The organism is Phaeobacter sp. SYSU ZJ3003, from assembly GCF_041300735.1.
In the GTDB taxonomy this organism is placed as follows: domain Bacteria; phylum Pseudomonadota; class Alphaproteobacteria; order Rhodobacterales; family Rhodobacteraceae; genus Phycobacter; species Phycobacter gallaeciensis_A.
Map to the genome: position 1 here is coordinate 70,186 of NZ_PXNU01000028.1, position 17,417 is coordinate 87,602.

Annotated in this window: 16 protein-coding genes and 1 pseudogene; 11 read left to right on the forward strand and 6 right to left on the reverse strand. The window is 60.1% G+C overall.

Annotated elements, in window-relative coordinates; translation table 11 throughout:
* Nucleotides 1–31: 31 nt before the first annotated feature.
* Nucleotides 32–1,663 carry a peptidoglycan-binding protein gene (locus C6W91_RS11255; protein ID WP_274866699.1) on the reverse strand — a complete coding sequence of 544 codons (1,632 nt, stop codon included), beginning with the start codon at nt 1,661–1,663 and terminating at the stop codon, nt 32–34.
* Between the two features lie 133 nt (nt 1,664–1,796).
* Here C6W91_RS11255 and lipB point away from each other — a divergent pair, with 133 nt between their 5' ends.
* Nucleotides 1,797–2,480, forward strand: a complete 684-nt coding sequence (gene lipB / locus C6W91_RS11260) for a lipoyl(octanoyl) transferase LipB (protein WP_274866700.1) — start codon at nt 1,797–1,799, stop codon at nt 2,478–2,480.
* Nucleotides 2,481–2,845: 365 nt separating this feature from the next.
* Here lipB and C6W91_RS11265 read toward each other — a convergent pair whose 3' ends face one another.
* The gene (locus C6W91_RS11265) at nt 2,846–3,268 is read right to left on the reverse strand and encodes an HIT family protein (protein WP_065271197.1); all 423 of its coding nucleotides are present in this window, start codon (nt 3,266–3,268) and stop codon (nt 2,846–2,848) included.
* 241 nt (nt 3,269–3,509) lie between these two features.
* On the opposite strand from C6W91_RS11265, the gene C6W91_RS11270 reads away from it, so the two are divergent.
* From C6W91_RS11270 to C6W91_RS11280, 3 genes are all read left to right on the forward strand, one after another.
* On the forward strand, nt 3,510–5,213 hold the full coding sequence (locus tag C6W91_RS11270; RefSeq protein WP_065271198.1) for a cytochrome c oxidase subunit 1: 1,704 nt from the start codon (nt 3,510–3,512) through the stop codon (nt 5,211–5,213).
* Nucleotides 5,214–5,374: 161 nt separating this feature from the next.
* The gene (locus C6W91_RS11275; protein ID WP_274866701.1) at nt 5,375–5,869 is read left to right on the forward strand and encodes a DUF2244 domain-containing protein; all 495 of its coding nucleotides are present in this window, start codon (nt 5,375–5,377) and stop codon (nt 5,867–5,869) included.
* A gap of 209 nt (nt 5,870–6,078) precedes the next feature.
* Nucleotides 6,079–6,834, forward strand: a complete 756-nt coding sequence (locus C6W91_RS11280; protein WP_274866702.1) for a prephenate dehydrogenase — start codon at nt 6,079–6,081, stop codon at nt 6,832–6,834.
* A gap of 77 nt (nt 6,835–6,911) precedes the next feature.
* On the opposite strand, the gene C6W91_RS11285 is transcribed toward C6W91_RS11280, so the two are convergent.
* The gene (locus C6W91_RS11285; RefSeq protein ID WP_065271200.1) at nt 6,912–7,385 is read right to left on the reverse strand and encodes a GatB/YqeY domain-containing protein; all 474 of its coding nucleotides are present in this window, start codon (nt 7,383–7,385) and stop codon (nt 6,912–6,914) included.
* Between the two features lie 181 nt (nt 7,386–7,566).
* Here C6W91_RS11285 and carA point away from each other — a divergent pair, with 181 nt between their 5' ends.
* Both carA and C6W91_RS11295 read left to right on the forward strand, forming a co-directional pair.
* Nucleotides 7,567–8,730 (forward strand): glutamine-hydrolyzing carbamoyl-phosphate synthase small subunit, encoded by a 1,164-nt coding sequence (gene carA / locus C6W91_RS11290; RefSeq protein WP_274866703.1) that lies wholly within the window; start codon nt 7,567–7,569, stop codon nt 8,728–8,730.
* A 343-nt stretch (nt 8,731–9,073) separates the two neighbouring features.
* Entirely contained in the window at nt 9,074–10,852 is a 1,779-nt protein-coding gene (locus C6W91_RS11295) for a glycosyltransferase (RefSeq protein ID WP_274866704.1), read from the forward strand.
* Nucleotides 10,853–10,880: 28 nt separating this feature from the next.
* Here the strand turns inward: C6W91_RS11295 and C6W91_RS11300 are convergent, their stop codons facing one another.
* Nucleotides 10,881–11,531: a GntR family transcriptional regulator gene (locus C6W91_RS11300; protein WP_274866705.1), complete on the reverse strand. Its 651-nt coding sequence runs from the start codon at nt 11,529–11,531 to the stop codon at nt 10,881–10,883.
* 144 nt (nt 11,532–11,675) lie between these two features.
* Between C6W91_RS11300 and C6W91_RS11305 the strand changes: the two genes are divergently transcribed.
* From C6W91_RS11305 to C6W91_RS11325, 5 genes are all read left to right on the forward strand, one after another.
* Complete coding sequence (locus C6W91_RS11305; RefSeq protein WP_274829656.1) at nt 11,676–12,320, forward strand: pyrimidine 5'-nucleotidase; 645 nt, start codon at nt 11,676–11,678, stop codon at nt 12,318–12,320.
* A 188-nt stretch (nt 12,321–12,508) separates the two neighbouring features.
* Nucleotides 12,509–12,757, forward strand: coding sequence for a hypothetical protein (locus tag C6W91_RS11310; protein ID WP_274829657.1), 249 nt, complete (start codon nt 12,509–12,511; stop codon nt 12,755–12,757).
* A gap of 74 nt (nt 12,758–12,831) precedes the next feature.
* Nucleotides 12,832–14,028, forward strand: coding sequence for a UbiH/UbiF family hydroxylase (locus C6W91_RS11315; protein WP_274866706.1), 1,197 nt, complete (start codon nt 12,832–12,834; stop codon nt 14,026–14,028).
* Between the two features lie 473 nt (nt 14,029–14,501).
* Nucleotides 14,502–15,686, forward strand: a complete 1,185-nt coding sequence (locus C6W91_RS11320) for an AraC family transcriptional regulator (RefSeq protein ID WP_274866707.1) — start codon at nt 14,502–14,504, stop codon at nt 15,684–15,686.
* A gap of 171 nt (nt 15,687–15,857) precedes the next feature.
* Complete coding sequence (locus C6W91_RS11325; protein WP_274839873.1) at nt 15,858–16,013, forward strand: hypothetical protein; 156 nt, start codon at nt 15,858–15,860, stop codon at nt 16,011–16,013.
* A 96-nt stretch (nt 16,014–16,109) separates the two neighbouring features.
* On the opposite strand, the pseudogene C6W91_RS11330 reads toward C6W91_RS11325, so the two are convergent.
* Together C6W91_RS11330 and cueR are read right to left on the reverse strand one after the other, a co-directional pair.
* A pseudogene (locus C6W91_RS11330) lies at nt 16,110–16,685 on the reverse strand (transposase); the annotation flags it as partial.
* A 311-nt stretch (nt 16,686–16,996) separates the two neighbouring features.
* Nucleotides 16,997–17,416, reverse strand: coding sequence for a Cu(I)-responsive transcriptional regulator (gene cueR, locus C6W91_RS11335; protein ID WP_370570825.1), 420 nt, complete (start codon nt 17,414–17,416; stop codon nt 16,997–16,999).
* Nucleotide 17,417 lies beyond the last annotated feature (1 nt).

Below are 17,417 nucleotides of genomic sequence, written 5' to 3' on the forward strand. Positions count from 1 at the left end.
TGACTGCCCCTTTCCGCAGTGGGATCGGAAATCAGTTGTTCGAGAATGTCGGCAAGGCCGCCGCGGCGCCAGAGGCCGGTACGGGTTGCAGTTGGCCGGAACCACCGAGTTGCGCAGCCGCCGCCTTGATCAGACCAGCGCGCTCCGGTTGACCGGGCGAGAAGACCGCTTCGGCGCCATTTTCCAGAGCCGAGACAGCAACGCCGTACCAATCCTGCGCCGCAGGAACGGATTTGGCTGCACCGAAACCCTGCGACATGTGGTGGCCGATCAGCTCGGCGTAGGGGCGTTTGCCGATGGCGACCATGATCAGCGCCGATCCCATCGCGATATCCAGCTTGTCACGGCGATAGCCCGAGAACATGCAGACGGCCGCCGTGTTGGCCAGCTGATCAATCGACATGTTGGATTGCAGCACGAACTTTTGCACATCTGCCATGACGGCCTGACTGTTGTCAGAGTCCAGTCGCGCCAGGAAAGGCTGGATCGCCGGTGCAAAGGAATCACATTGGCTGTCCACCTGCGCCGAGGTCACATTCGTCAGGGTCGCCACGATGGCTTCGCCGGAATTCATCGCATAGGAGCGCGCGATGCAGAACTGCTCTCCCAGCGCGAGGTCAGGGTCCGTCATCGTCGACACGGTCATATATCCGCCATTCGAATTGGTCAGCAGGCTGACCTTGCTGCAATGGCTTGCCAGAGAGGCCGTCTGTGCCGCCTGCGAAGGCGCGTTGAAGGTCGGGATCGCCCCGAGCGCCTGACCGTCGGCCGATGCCATCACCGTGCCGCCCTGCTGCGACGCAGCCGGAGGTGTTGCAGGCGCCGGGGCTGCGGGTACCGCCTGCCCTGCCCCCTGGCCCGAGGCCTGCAACGTATCATTCATGCGGCACACGCCCTGATGGCAGGAGAAGCTCGCCGTCGTGACACCGCGCGCCATGAAATCGTTGCGCTGGTACCCTTGCGGGGTCGAGGCAAAGACCATGACCGAACAATGCGAGGCGCCGCACCAGAAAGAGCTGCCCGAAACGGAGGTGTCGATCAGATAATCGTTCTTGCCGTCGCCGTTGATGTCCGCCAGCTGCATGAACCCAGAGCGCTGCAACAGTTGTTCGGCGCTCGGTTCGGCAGAGGCGGCGATTTCGTCGACAGCATCGCTGACCTCGATCGGCAGTCCGGCATAGCCGGTGCTGGCGCTGCGCACGCCTGCGGCCTCATCCCGCCAAGTGTGCAGCAAGCCGCGCACGCCGTTGGGGCCTTGCATCGCCTTGATTACCTGCGGACCACCGATCTGGGCACGATTATAAGATGAGACCAGAAAATCCCGTTCATAGGCGGTCAGCTGACCGGTTGCCGGAAAACCCATATGGACCTGGTACTGGCTGATCGCAGTCCGGGACCGACGCCCCATGACGCCATCCGGCGTACCCGCCGGGAAGCCGAAGTAGTTGAGAGAAGCCTGCGTTTCACGGTTGTGCGCCCGCGTGGCCGAATAGCCTTGGCTGACGGTGCGGCGTTTCTTGTTGCGGTTCACCTCATTGACGATGGCGCCGCCGACAATGCCGCCCAGAAGAGCGGCCCCAAGATTATCAGCAGCAACGGGGCCAGAAGGGGCAGATAGAAACAGGGTCGCCGCAAGCGCGGTCTTGATCGGGGTACGGAACATGAAACAGGCCCTCTATTGAACAACAAAAAGAATCGTTGCAAATAGGATACCCTGAAAATGCTGATTTTCTGCAGATTTTTTCCTGCAGCATTGGACTTCCATTTTCCTAAAACTCCATCAGAGGTGCCCTGCAATGGTTGACTGGATCACATCCGACGCCCCCGTCGTTTATCAGGAAGCGACCGACTTCATGGAGGCACGCGCCGCAGCCATCGCGGCAGGCGAGGCAGATGAGTGCATCTGGCTGCTTGAACATCCGCCGCTTTACACCGCCGGAACCTCGGCGCGGGTGGAAGACCTGACCGACCCAGAGCGGTTTCCGGTCTACCCGTCAAAACGCGGCGGGCAATATACTTATCACGGCCCCGGTCAGCGGGTTGTCTATGTGATGCTGGACGTGGGTAAACGCGGCCATGATGTGCGCCGTTTTGTGCAGCAGCTGGAAGACTGGGTGATCCGCGCGCTGGCGGAGTTCAACCTGACCGGACACATCCGCTGCGGCCGTGTCGGCGTCTGGATCGAACGCCCGGACAAACCGCGGACCACGACCGGAGAAATCGCAGAAGACAAGATCGCCGCGATCGGGATCCGCCTGCGTAAATGGGTGAGTTTCCACGGAATTTCGATCAACGTGGAACCGGATCTGGAGCATTTCACCGGAATCGTGCCCTGCGGCATCACGGAGCATGGCGTCACAAGTCTGGTGGATATGGGCCTGCCCGTCACCATGGCCGATGTCGATGTCGCCCTGCGCCGCAGCTTCGATGAGGTCTTCGGGGCAGAGGCCGCCGCCAACGGGGCTTCCTGCTCCGCCTGAACCCAGGATTGCTGCCCCGGCGTGATCGAGCAAAAACACCCCAAATCAGTGTGAGGTCGGCACAGTCACAGAACGTGATCGCTTTGCCACCTTATATTGACTGTCAGGGAAGCCGCGTCGGCAGACCAATGCAATGGAGATCCGCCCAATCCCACCAATGTGTTGTGTCCCCGCCCCCAGAAGGCTGGCCGAAGAACCAGAGGCAGGAGACGGGCATGGACGGCTATCTTAGGCACAGGCAAAACGCCTGACCAGCACCCGCTCGGTCCGCCCCCGAACAACGCCCAGTTTTCGGTCGAGTTAATATTCGCCGCCGCCCTTCAAAAAGATGCGGCAGCGATGTCGCTCAGCATTGCGTCAGCCGGTCAACCGGCGACCGCATCCCGGATCTTGGCCGCGTGTTCCTGGATCTGCTCCATGTCGCCCATTTTGCCCGGCGGGCGCAGCTTGTCGCCCTCCTTGCGCGGCAGTACGTGGAAATGCAGGTGGAACACCTCCTGCCCGCCTGCGGCCTCGTTGAACTGCTGGACGGTGACCCCGTCTGCGTCAAAAGCCTTGAGCACCGCGTGGCCCATTTTCTGCACGGTCTGCATGACGGCCGCCAGTTGCTCGGGGCTGGCATCCAGAACGTTGCGGCAGGGTGTTTTCGGGATAACCAGCAGATGCCCATCTGCCCGGGGCATGATATCCATGAAAGCGAGAGTATCATCATCTTCATAAACCCGCGCCGAGGGGATTTCCCCGCGCAGCAATTTTGCAAAGATATTGTCAGAATCATAGGCGGGCATCGGCTGTCTCTCCATCCTTGGCGGTCTCCCGGTTTTGCGCGCCGGGCTGGCGCAGGTCTAACATTGCCGATCCGCGATAGGAATGCCCCCCAGAAAAGCCACCCCCCGCGACAATTATTCTTGATCCAGATCAAACTCCGCCATTGAAGGCCCTTTAAGGGCGCTCTAAAACCAACATCGAGTCTAGGCCGCCCGGAAACCCTCCCAGTGGCCTTAAGTTTTGCAACAGGAGGCACCTTAAATGGCAGACGCAGCCATTCATGGTCACGGCCACGAAGACGAGCGCGGTTTTTTCACCCGCTGGTTCATGAGCACGAACCATAAGGATATCGGCATTCTCTACCTGATCGTTTCGGCGCTTGCAGGTTTCATTTCCGTCGCGTTCACCGTGTTCATGCGGCTTGAGCTGATGGACCCCGGCGTTCAGTACATGTGCATGGAGCACCTGGACAAAGGTCTCATCAGCGGCTTCTTGAGCACGATGGCGGCATCTGTTCCGGGCGAATGTACCCCGAACGGACACCTCTGGAACGTTCTGATCACCGCGCACGGCATCCTGATGATGTTCTTCGTGGTCATCCCGGCACTGTTCGGCGGTTTCGGCAACTACTTCATGCCGCTGCAGATCGGCGCGCCGGACATGGCGTTCCCGCGGATGAACAACCTCAGCTTCTGGCTCTACGTGGCTGGTACCTCGCTGGCGGTTGCCTCGGTGCTGGCACCGGGCGGCAACGACCAGATGGGGTCTGGCGTGGGCTGGGTTCTCTACCCGCCGCTGTCGGTCAACGAAGGCGGTTTCTCGATGGACCTGGCGATCTTCGCCGTCCACGTTTCGGGTGCCTCGTCGATCCTCGGCGCGATCAACATGATCACCACCTTCCTGAACATGCGTGCCCCCGGCATGACCCTGTTCAAGGTGCCGCTGTTCTCCTGGTCGATCTTTGTTACCTCCTGGCTGATCCTGCTGTCCCTGCCGGTTCTGGCTGGCGCCATCACCATGCTGCTGATGGACCGTAACTTCGGCTTTACCTTCTTTGACCCCGCAGGCGGTGGTGACCCGATCCTGTACCAGCACATCCTGTGGTTCTTCGGCCACCCGGAAGTGTACATCGTGATCCTGCCGGGCTTTGGTATCATCTCCCACGTGATCGCGACCTTCTCGAAGAAGCCGGTCTTCGGTTACCTGCCGATGGTCTGGGCGATCATTGCGATCGGTGTTCTGGGCTTCGTCGTCTGGGCACACCACATGTATACCGTCGGTATGTCGCTGAACCAGCAGGCCTACTTCATGCTGGCGACGATGGTCATCGCGGTTCCCACCGGGGTTAAGGTCTTCTCCTGGATCGCAACCATGTGGGGCGGCTCCATCGAGTTCAAAGCGCCCATGATGTTCGCTTTCGGCTTCCTGTTCCTGTTCACCGTTGGTGGTGTGACCGGTGTGGTTCTGTCGCAGGCCGCCGTGGACCGTGCCTATCACGACACCTACTATGTGGTTGCTCACTTCCACTACGTGATGTCGCTGGGTGCTGTCTTCGCGATCTTCGCAGGCATCTACTTCTACTTCGGCAAGATGACCGGCAAGCAGTACTCCGAGATCGGCGCTCAGATTCACTTCTGGATGTTCTTCATCGGTGCAAACCTGACCTTCTTCCCCCAGCACTTCCTGGGCCGTCAGGGCATGCCGCGTCGTTACATCGACTATCCCGAAGGCTTCGCCTACTGGAACAAGATCTCGTCCTACGGCGCATTCCTGTCCTTCGCATCCTTCGTGTTCTTCTTCGGTGTCGTGATCTACTCGCTGCTGCGCGGCGCACGCATCACCCAGAACAACTACTGGAACGAATATGCCGATACGCTTGAGTGGACGCTGCCCTCGCCGCCGCCCGAGCACACCTTTGAAATCCTGCCCAAGCAGGAAGACTGGGATCGTTCCCACTCCCACTAAAAGGTGGATGGCACAGTAAAACAAAAGGCCCCGGAGCATCTGCTCCGGGGCCTTTTTTTCGTAGCTTCAATCATGTCTTTTGCGACAAAGCGCGCCTTGAAAACCTGCCCTCCGGGACCATACTTCAAAGCTCTATCCAATCCCTACATCCTGCTCGTCTCATGCCCTACAACTGGACCCCCACCGACAGCGCCGCAGATAGCGATGCCCCTCGAGAGTTGCACCTGTGGCCGCATCAATCCCTGCCCGTCGAAGGCTACGTGCGGTTTCTGGCCCTGACTGCCGTTCTGATTGCGGTGCCCCTGCTGCCGCTACTTGGATCCTTCGTTCTTTGGGGGCTTTTGCCGTTTCTTTTGATCACCCTCTTCGGCATGAAATGGGCGCTGGACCGCAGCCGACGCGACCGGCAGATCCTGGAGGTCCTGACGCTGGGCCCAGAAGAGGCCCGGCTGGAGCGCACCGGCCCCCGCGGCGGACATCAAAGCTGGCATTGCAATCGCCATTGGACCACCGTCCAACTGCACGCCCATGATGGACCAGTGCCCAATTACGTGACCCTGCGCGGCGGAGGCCGGGAGGTCGAGATCGGCGCCTTCCTGTCCGAGGATGAGCGCAAGGCACTCTATGACGACCTGCAATCGGCACTGCGGGGCTGAGCCTGCTGAAATCGGGTTTTGACTTTCCCCGGTCCGCGGGCTACTCAGCCTGCATGTGTAAAACGACGCCTCTTTTCAGCACCGTTTATTATCCGCTGTTTCCATAACGGCGGCCGCATACACCTGTTTTGATGTTCACCCGCCGCGATCCGGCGGTCAGCAGCAGAATCAGACACTCCTCCGGTATCGTGGCACACCGGAGCGTTTCGATGACTTCAATGCCTCATATCCACACGGTTGGCCTGATCGGCTTTGGCCAATTCGGTAAGCTGATCGCCCGCCACCTGTCGCCGCATGTACCGCTCGTGATTTGCGATCCAGCCCTGCCACCGGACGCCATCTCAGGACCGAACCAGCGCTCCGGCGATCTGGCCACGGCCGCTGGTTGCCCGTTGGTGATCCTCGCGGTGCCGGTTCATGCCATCGGGAGCGTATGTAGTGAGATCCGCACATACCTTCAGCCCGGCGCCATTGTCGCGGATGTCGGCTCGGTCAAGCTGGAGCCGGTACAAATCATGCAAAGCCGCCTGCCGGATCATGTTGACCTCGTGGGCACCCACCCTCTTTTTGGCCCGCAAAGCGCCCGCGCTGGCCTCGCTGGTCACAAGATTGCCCTTTGCAACATACGCGGCAGGTCTCACCTGCCCCTGGCGGCCTTTCTCAGAACGGTGTTGGGCCTACAGGTGATTCTGACCACCGCCGAGCAGCACGATATTGAGGCCGCCACCGTTCAGGGGCTGACGCACCTAATTGCCCGGACCCTGTCCGACATGGGCCCCCTGCCCGCCCGGATGACGACTGCCAGCTTTGACCGGCTGGTCGAAGCGGTGCAGATGGTTCAGGGGGACCCCCCTGCCGTCTTTGCCGCAATTGCAGAGGCCAATCCCTTTGCCGCAAAGGTACGCGAAGATTTCCTGCGCAAGGCCGGGGCCGTGGTCGGCGCTCTGGATGCCGAACTGCCATAAAAGCAAAAAGCCCGCAGCGATGCGGGCCTTTTTACGCATTCAATTTTTCGCGGCGAATGCCCGTTCCGGCAGCTGCCTCAGCAGCCGCCTTCAGAGCACAGCTCGTCCTTGACCATTGGGCCGACAAGGCCAAAATCGACCTGCCCGGTGTATTTGGACTTCAGAACACCCATGACCTTGCCCATATCCCGGATCGAGGCCGCACCGGTGTCGCTGACCGCGCTCTTGACCGCGCTGCGGATCTCTTCTTCGGTCAGCTGTTTGGGCAGGAATTCTTCGATGATGGTAATTTCCGCCAGTTCCCGCTCAGCCAGATCCAGACGACCGCCCTCTTCATAGGCGCGGGCGCTTTCGTTGCGCTGCTTGGTCATCTTGCCCAGGATCCCGAGGATTTCAGCATCGCCGATACTGCCTTCCTCACCATCACCGCGCGCGGCGATTTCCTTGTCCTTGATCGCGGCATTGATCAGGCGAAGCGTTGCCAGCCGTTCGGCTGCCTTGTCTTTCATGGCCTGCTTCAGGGCCTGATTGACCCGTGTACGCGTATCCATTTTCTGTACCCATCCCCATGGCATCGGAATTCGGACGTTTATCCAATTGAAAGCCGCATTTCAAGCGCGCGCTCTGACGCCCTTTGCCTGCAGGCTTTGTCGCGCCTGTGCGCAGCGCTCTTGACCCGCTCTGAACCACCCCCTACAAGCCCTTGAATTTCACCTCATGGAGAGTCGTGTCATGGCCGATACCGCACCGTCCAAGCCAACCGCGTGCCTTGCGCTTGCTGATGGAACCGTCTTTTACGGAACCGGGTTCGGCGCAACAGGACGAACCGTGGCCGAGCTGTGTTTCAACACCGCGATGACCGGCTATCAGGAGATCATGACCGACCCGTCTTATGCCGGGCAAATCGTGACCTTTACCTTCCCGCATATCGGCAACACCGGCGTCACTCCCGAGGATGACGAAACCGGCGATCCGGTTGCGGCTGGCATGGTGGTGAAATGGGACCCGACGCTGGCCTCCAACTGGCGCGCCACCGAAGAGCTGAAAGCCTGGCTGACCCGCACTGGACGCATCGCCATCGGCGGCATCGACACCCGGCGCCTGACCCGCGCGATCCGCCAGCAGGGCGCTCCGCATGCGGCGCTGGCGCATGATCCGGAAGGCAACTTCGACGTGGAAGCATTGGTTGCTGCCGCCCGTGGCTGGTCCGGTCTGGAAGGTCTGGATCTGGCCAAGGACGTCACCTGCGCCCAAAGCTATCGCTGGGACGAAATGCGGTGGGCCTGGCCCGAAGGCTATACCCGTCAGGAGGCCCCCCAGCACAAAGTTGTCGCCGTCGACTATGGCGCCAAGCGCAACATCCTGCGCTGCTTGGCTTCTGCGGGCTGCGATGTGACCGTTCTGCCTGCGACGGCCACGGCCGAAGAGGTGCTCGCCCATAATCCTGACGGAGTGTTCCTGTCCAATGGCCCTGGCGATCCGGCGGCCACCGGCGCCTATGCCGTGCCGATGATCAAGGCGATACTCGACACCACCGATCTGCCCGTCTTTGGCATCTGCCTTGGACACCAGATGCTGGCGCTGGCGCTGGGTGGTAAGACGGTCAAGATGAACCACGGCCACCATGGGGCGAACCACCCGGTGAAAGAGCATTCCACCGGCAAGGTTGAGATCACCTCGATGAACCACGGGTTCGCAGTAGACGCGCAGTCCCTGCCCGAAGGCGTGGAAGAGACCCACATTTCGCTCTTTGACGGCTCCAACTGTGGCATCGCCATGACCGGGCGCCCTGTCTATTCTGTACAGCACCACCCGGAGGCAAGCCCCGGTCCGCAGGACAGTTTTTACCTTTTCGAACGTTTTGCGGAAGCCATGGCGACCCGCAAGGCTTCGTAAAAAGACCCCCGGGAAAACCCCAAGCTCAGCACTGTTAACCGCCCATTAACCATGGGCGGCAACCGTAGCCCCACCTTCCATCTGGGGTTGATTTGACATGGGCAAACACACACAGGGATTGCGACTTCCGGCAAGTGCGCTCATCCGGGCGCATCAGGCGCAGGTTCATCTCACCGCGCGTCAGAACCAAAAAAATAGGAACCATTCCGCTTTCGGCCCCCCTCCGGCTAGAATCAAACCGCGCCAGCCGCCAGCGCCCAGCGCCGGACCACCGGCGGACGCAGCTCTCCGTGCGCTAACGCTGCGGCAGCATGGAAAATCCCTGCCAGACAGCCAGCAGTCCATGTTGCCAAGGACCACGCGATCCTTTGAAAAAAGCGCGCGAACGTCCCAGGGGAACAAAGCCTCTGACCCAGATTTTTTTCGCTATGTCGAGGTCGCAAAAGCCCGCCCTGACCCAATCCTTCTACACAAAATGCCCCCGGCCTTCTGGCTGCGAAACTCTGCCGTGCCCTGGATGCGGCTGGGGGATTCCATCGTTGTGGCCATGGCCGATCTCAGCCAGGCCGACCGGGTTCAGGCACAACTGCGCAATGCCTTTGGCACCGTGATACCGGTTCTTGCCCGCAAGGTGCAGGTGCAGGACCTTCTGACGCGCACCCTGCGGCACCGGATGGTCCGGAACGCCAGCGTAAGCGTGCCGTCCGAGATGAGCAGCCGCTTCCTCGCCCATGGCAGGCTCCATATGGCAATGGCGGTGTGGATTGGGATGGTGCTGAGCCTGACCATTCTGGTTCCGATGTTCGTTTTCAACGCCTTCAGCGCGCTGGCCCTTGCGCTGCTCCTGCTGTTTACTGGCTTTCGGGTGATCGGTCTCGCAGGCTTTCTTGCAGAGCGTTACCGCCCGCCCCTGCCCCACCGCAGCCTTTTGCGACCGGATCAATTGCCCCGCATCTCCGTCCTGGTGCCCTTGTTCCGTGAGGCAAAAATCAGCAGCGCGCTTTTGCACCGGCTCCGGAAACTGCGGTATCCGCGCCACCTTATGGAGGTTATCCTGGTGCTGGAAGAGGATGACGCCATCACCCTGCGGGCGGTGCAAAAGGCCCGGCTGCCCCATTGGATCCGGGTGATCAGGGTGCCCGCCTATGCGGACCTGAAGACCAAGCCTCGGGCGCTGAACTACGCGCTGAACCACTGCCAGGGTGAGATCATCGGCGTCTGGGATGCCGAGGATGCGCCGCAGCCCGATCAGCTGCACCGGGTGGCTGCGGCCTTTGCCCATGCTCCTCCTGAACTGGCCTGTGTGCAAGGCGTCCTGGATTATTACAATCCTCGCGCCAGCTGGATCGCGCGCTGCTTTACGCTGGAATACGCCAGCTGGTTCCGCATTATCCTGCATGGAATTGCACGCATGGGGCTGGTCGTTCCGCTTGGCGGCACCACCATGTTCATCCGGCGCGACATTCTGGACCGCGTCGGCGGCTGGGACGCCCACAACGTGACCGAGGACGCGGACCTGGGTGTGCGCCTGTTCCGGGCAGGCTACCGGACCGAGATGCTGGCCTCCACCACCTATGAAGAGGCCAATTGCCGCCCTTGGCCCTGGATCAAGCAGAGATCACGCTGGCTCAAAGGTTTCATGGTAACCTATTGCGTCCACATGCGATCCCCGGCGCAGCTTCTTCGGGATCTTGGCTGGTGGCGGTTCATCGGCTTCCAGATCTTCTTTCTGTGCTCTGTCGGGCAATTTCTGCTCGCGCCATTCCTGTGGAGCTTCTGGCTCGTCGCCTTGGGGCTGCCTCATCCCAGCGCAGACACGGTTCCCGAAGGCTGGCTGGCGCTCGCCGTCGCAAGCATCGTAATTTTTGAGCTCCTGAACCAGATAACGGCTGTTGTCGCAGCCTTTGTGACCCGTCGGCGATGGCTGGCCCTGTGGGCACCTTGCCTTCTGTTCTATTATCCTATGGGAGTCGTCGCCGCCTACAAGGGCCTCTATGAATTGGTTTTTCATCCGTTTTTCTGGGACAAGACCGATCACGGGGTCCACGCGCCGGACGATTATTATGACCCACAGACACGGAGCGCATTACAGGCCGAGGCCTGCAGCAGCGCACAGAGTTGACCTGCCTGCAAGAGACGCAACCTGACGCTCAGCCTTTGCTGCGGTCGCCAGCATCCTGTTTCAGACGGGTCATGAAGGCGATAGAAATATGATCTTTCAGGGCATCTGCCGCAGCATCCGCATCGCGCCTGCTGATCGCATCCACGATACCCTTATGCTCGGACTGCGCGATCTTGCCGCGTCCCTTGGCCGCCAGCGAGGTGGTTGCCATCAGAGCCATGGTCCGGTGCACCAGATTGAGCTGCTGGACCAGATAGCGGTTGTGCGAGGCAAGGTGGATCTGTTCGTGAAAGCGCCGGTTCGCCTTGGCCAGCTCGGTCGGATCATCGACCAGCTGATCATCGGCCTTCACCATCTCCTGCAGGACACGGATCTCTTCTTCGGTGGCGTGCTGCGCGGCAAGCCGGGCCGCCAGACCTTCCAGTTCGCGCCGCACCACATAGAGCTCGGCCATCTGGTTATGATCCAGCGAGGCCACGATCAGCGACCTGCCGTCCCGCTCCAGCAGCGATTGCGTTTCAAGCCGTTGCAGGGCTTCGCGGATCGGCGTGCGGGAGACGCCAAAGCGTTCGGCCAGATCACTTTCCACCAGTCGGTCGCCGGGCCGGTAGACGCCTACGTCGATGGCTTCAAGGATCAGCGCATAGGCGTCTTTCTGATTGCTGCGGTGGTGGTTCATGGTTTTTCCGTGGGATTTCATCCGGTCTTTTCTACAGTGCGACCCCGGCCAATCAAGCCTCTTGCTCAATTTGCGCCGAAATCACGCAGGCCAGAAAAGCCGCGCTGCATTGCAAAACAGCTGCATCCAACTTAATCGAAGGGCATGGTCAAATCACATTTCTCTCATGTCCGTCACTGGGTCTTCGACCTCGACAACACGCTTTACCCGCCCTCGGCGCGGCTGTTCGATCAGATCGAGGTCAAGATGACCGATTATGTGATGGCCGAACTGGGCGTGGATCACGCCGAGGCCGACCGTCTGCGCAAACACTACTGGCGTGAACATGGCACCACCCTGGCCGGGCTGATGCAAGAGCACGGCATCGATCCCGATCCCTATCTGGTTGCGGTGCACGACATTTCCTTTGCGCCGCTGGACCCGGATGCCGAGCTTGCCGCCCGGATCAGGGATCTACCGGGGCGGCGGATCGTCTATACCAACGGCAGCGCCCCCTATGCCGAGCGGGTTCTTGAAGCGCGCGGTCTAGCTGGGCTGTTTGACGGGATCTACGGAGTCGAACATGCCGATTACCGGCCAAAACCGGAACGGCAGGCATTCGACACCGTGTTTGCCAAGGCGGGCATTGCGCCACAAAGCGCTGCCATGTTCGAGGATGATCCCCGCAACCTGGCTGCACCGCACGCCATGGGCATGCGCACCGTCCATGTCGCGCCTGACCCGCATGACGAAGACCACATCCATCACCACACCGATGACCTGTCTGGGTTTTTGAGCCGCATTTTATAAGGCCGACATCGCGCGTCCAATGACTGCACCGGCTCGCCCAGCGCGGCAGGGTGGCGGCCGAGCTGCGCCAATCTGCGGCTCAGCTGAGCGGTTTTCCACGCGTAAGCAGACTGCGACGAAATCTCGCCTGCAACAGTCACCTTTCCTGACCTAGATGAAGCCGCAGTAATACATACAGGAAACGCGATATGACTGCTTATACCCTCCCCGAACGCCTGTCTCTCTGGCAGCGGCTGCTGTTTGCCATCCCCCTTCTGGGCCGGATTTGCAAAGAGGTCGCCTATGGCGCCAAGGACAATATCTATTACGCGCTTGGCACCTTCGTCAGCCTCTGGGGCTGTTCGGTCGTCATGTTCGGCGTTCCCGGTCTTTATATTCCGGCCCTGTGCCTTGTGCCGGTGATGTTCACGCTCTTGATCCTGATCACGCGCGGATAAGGACCATATGCCGCTTGTCATTCCTCTGCCTTGGGGCATATCTCAGGGCAGACGGACGATGAAAGGCGGCAGCCATGGACCAGACTTGTGACATCCTGATTTCCGGCGGCGGTATTGCCGGACTGACAGCCGCCGCCACTTTTGGCTCTGCAGGATTCCGGGTGATCTGCGTCGATCCGGCCCCCCCGATTACCGAGCGGGACGTCGATGGCTCCGACCTGCGCACCACCGCAGTCCTGCAGCCCGCCCGCGAGTTGCTGGAGCGTTGTGGCCTTTGGGCCCGGCTTGCTGATCACGCCGCCCCCCTCCAGATCATGCGCATCGTCGATGCTGGCGGAGAGCACCCCGAACCGCGGGTGGTGCGGGATTTCAACGCCGCCGATATCTCGGACCAGCCCTTTGGCTGGAACCTGCCCAATTGGCTGTTGCGCCGGGAGCTGGTCGCAGCGCTGGCTGATCTGCCGAATGTGGATTTCCGCACCGGCGTTGGCACCACGCAGCTGTTCACCCGCCTGAATGAAGCCCGCGTGACCCTAACCGACGGCAGCCAGCAAAAGGCAAAACTGGTTCTTGCTTGCGACGGGCGCAATTCCCCGATGCGAGAGGCCGCAGGCATTCCGGTCAAGACCACCCGATACGGGCAAAAGGCGCTGGCCTTTGCGGTAACCCATCCGGTCCCACATGAAAACGTCTCGACCGAAATCCACCGCTCGGGCGGGCCATTCACCCTGGTCCCCCTGCCCGACTATCAAGGCTTGCCGTCCTCAGCCGTAGTCTGGATGGAACGCGGTCCGCGGGCGAGCGAGTTGCTGCAGATGGAGACGGCAGAGTTCGAGGCCGCGATGACCCGGCGCAGCTGTGGCTTGCTGGGCGATCTGACGCTGGCCTCGCGCCGGACCATCTGGCCGATCATCAGCCAGTCGGCTGAGCGGCTGAACGGCGAGCGGTTGGCGCTGATGGCAGAGGCGGCCCACGTGGTGCCGCCAATCGGCGCCCAAGGGCTGAACATGTCGTTGAGCGATTTGCGCTGTCTGCTGGAACTGGCCGAGGCCCGCCCCGAGGAATTGGGCGATGCTGCGATGCTGGAGGCCTACAACAAGGCCCGCCACAAGGACATCATGCTGCGCGTCAAAGGCATCGACCTGTTGAACCGCACCTCGATGCTGGCACCGCGCCCGCTGCGCGATCTACGTGCCTTTGGCCTCAATGCGCTCTATTCAATGGCGCCGGTGCGCCGGACCCTGATGCAGATGGGCCTTGGCGTAAAGTAACAAGGCAAAGAACTTCGGGCACATCATGTTGGATGCCGCGCCTGCCATAGTTGGCGAGCCTTTCCCGTTGCGGCTAACGTCGCAGTGCCCTGCTGCCATGTTGCAGGCGTCTGAGAACGCTTCGGATGTGGCGTGATTTCCATTTACTCAGCGAGCCTCCGTCTGGCTGGGTTCTGCGGGCGCCACGGCATGTCGCTATCACGATCGGCCTAGACGGCGCCCTGCCCACGACCTTGCTTCATGATCGCACCGCCGAACTCACCTCAAAGGTGTACCGATCCGTTTTCACTCACGCGCGCGAAAACTTTGCAAAAAAGTTATTAAACCACTGAAAAGTATTAGATTTCCCCTCTCCAACTTGTGAAGAGAGCGGAGCAGAAAAGAATCACATTGACATTTGCGTACCGATCAGTACACCCTGCAGAGCATTGACTGATCAGTTAACTCACGGATCATCAGGGAGGAGGCACATCATGACGGACCAGCCCCAAATTGCAGGCGCTGCCACCGCCCCACAGCGCGTCAGGCCCCCAAATGGAGCCGGCAGGCGCAGCAACGACGCCCGTGGTGGCGCCAAGGACACCCCGAAGTCTCTATCCCTAAATCAAAAGATAAATTATCTTCGTTTCCCAAACAGGGAGAGTCGAATGCCAAGTGTAACAACAACATTTGTGGCGACGATGGCCAATGCCGCTGGTCTGACGATGTCGGACGACGGTGCTTTGCTCTCTGAAGGGAAAGTTGTTTATCGCTTTCGGCCGGGCGCGGATGGGATCATGCCCGAGGCCGAGTATTTCAACGCTCTGGACTGGATACGGAGCACCCAGGAAGATGAGGTCGCTCTCATTTCCACTTACGCAGAGACCATCCAGCTGGACGATCTCGGGGTGCTGGGGCTTGCGATCAAGACGGCACCTGATCTACGCAGCTCCATGCGCCTTATCGAGCGCTATTTCCGGCTCATGACCGACACTGTCGATTATCTTTTTGATGACACTCAGGATCCTGCTCGCCTGATCATCGAAGAGCGTTCCGTCACTCATCCCGTCCTGCAATTTCGCAATGAATGCGCATTGGCCAGCTTTGCTCACAAGATCCGCTGCCTGTTGGGACAGGATATCCAGTTATCCTATGCATCCTTTCGTCACCCCTGCCGAGGCACGCCTGAACGCTATGCCGAGTATTTTGGCTGCGAGGTTCACTTTGAAGCAGACCGGGACGCCCTCGCCCTGCCCTCCACCGCGCTGGATCTGCCGGTCCGACTCGGAGACAAGGCGGTGTCCGACTTCCTGATCCGGCATCTGGATGAGGAAATGTGTGCCTTGCACAAGAACCCACCGCTGATGACCGATCTGATGCGCCACCTGTCACAGGCCCTGAAACATGGCTTGCCGCAAGCGGGCGACATCGCGCGCGCCATGGGGATGAGCGAACGCACTCTCTACCGCCGCCTGTCCGAAGAGGGGCTGACTTATCGAGAGGCCCTGAAACAGGCCCAAACCCAACTTGCCCATGAACTGCTGACCACAAGCGACTTCTCGATCGCCGAGATCGCATTCCTCACCGGATTTTCCGAACAGAGTACTTTCAGCCGCGCCTTCAAACGCTGGGTTGGCCAGGCACCTGCCCAATACCGGCAGGCTGCAGCGACCCAATAACTGCAGCGTGGCCCCCCGGTTTGGCAGATAGGGTCATATGGCTGGCAGAACCTGCCAAGACCCCCGCCCCCGGAACACCGTACAAAACATGTAACGATACCTTGAGTACGCCATGCGCCAGACGGCCAGTGCGTCTTTAAAACCATTCAGCCCAGGAAGTGGAAACCGCAAATGAAAGAAATGACTTCTCTTCTTGCACTGGCACTGGCCGCTGCCATGGCGGCCGGTCTTGTGCTTCTTCCCATTACGATGCCCCGGTCCTCCGGCGTCTATGGCGGCCAGTTTCAGGGGCAGCTCGCCTTTCTTGGTCACTCTCAAACACGATAGCATGGTCACGCCAATCAACCGTGAAAGCATTCGCATCTGCAAGCTCTCGTGGTATCGTCGGCGGTTGTAACGCTCGACGAATGCGTCGATCTTCTACCTGAGATCGTCGGGCAGGAAGTAGTTCTCCAGCAGAATGCGGTTCTTCAGGGTCTGGTGCCAGCGCTCGATCTTGCCCCGGGGGTGCGGATGATATGGGGCACCGCGGACATGATCCATCTGCCGATCTTCCAGCCAATCGGCGAACTCGCCCGAGATGTAACTCGACCCGTTGTCACTGAGCAGGCGGGGCTTGTACAGAACCTTCGCCTGATCACAACCCGAAGCCTGCAGCGCAAGGTAGAGCGTGTCGGTCACATCGCCTGACTTTATCGTCGTGCAAAGTTTCCAGGCGATGATGTAGCGGCTGTAATCGTCGAGGCTCGTGGACAGAGGAAAACCAGCCCAGCCGATGACCTTCAGGTAGGTAACGTCGGTCTGCCAAAGCTGGTTCGATCGGGTCGTCTTGTCACGGAACTAGTCAGAGGCGGGCAGAAACAAATAGGCCAAGCTGGTGATCAGGTCATAGGCGTTGAGGATGCGATAGACCGAAGCCTCTGACACAAAATACTTTTCCGTGTCAGTGAATTGCACGGCCAACTCGCGCCGCGACAGATCGCTTGGGTTCATCACAACCAGACAGCGCGAAAGCAAGTTCGAAACTGAAGCGGCGCTCGATCCCGGACTGAGAACTGATGGACTTGCCCCAAGAAAGTGGAGAGCAGCAACTGAGGAACCAGGAGGTGTTCTATGGGAAATGGAAACAGACCGACGCCGAAGTCTCGACGCGGCAGATCACTCAGATACCGCATGCGCCGCCGCGCTAGCCTTTGCCCTGCCTCATCCTTTGGTCGCGCTTTGAAAAAACCTTAGAGGTCTCGCGAAAACAGCACTTTCTCCGCGTCCGAAAGCCCACCCCATACAGCACCCGCGAATTCACGTTTGCGTCATCGACGCACCACAGGCTCCCCAATATTTTTGTCAGTCGTGTTTCGCGCCAAATCCTTCAGGATGGGGCAATCCGGGCGGTGATCTCCCGCGCAGGCATGCACCAGTTGATCCAGCGTGTCACGCATCGACTGGAGCTGAGTGATCTTCTCGTCGATCTGGGCCAGATGCTCTTCGGCAATGCGCTTGACCTGCGCGCTTTCCCGGCCCTCGTCCTCGTATAGCGCCATCAGCGCCCGGCAGGTTTCAATGGTAAAGCCAAGCGTGCGAGCGCGGCCGAGGAAGGCCAGCTTGTGCAGGTCCTGTTCACGAAAGCTGCGATACCCGTTCTCGCTACGCTGCGGGTAGATCAGGCCAATATCCTCGTAGTAGCGGATCGTTTTTGCGGGCAGTCCTGATCGCCGTGATACGTCACCGATA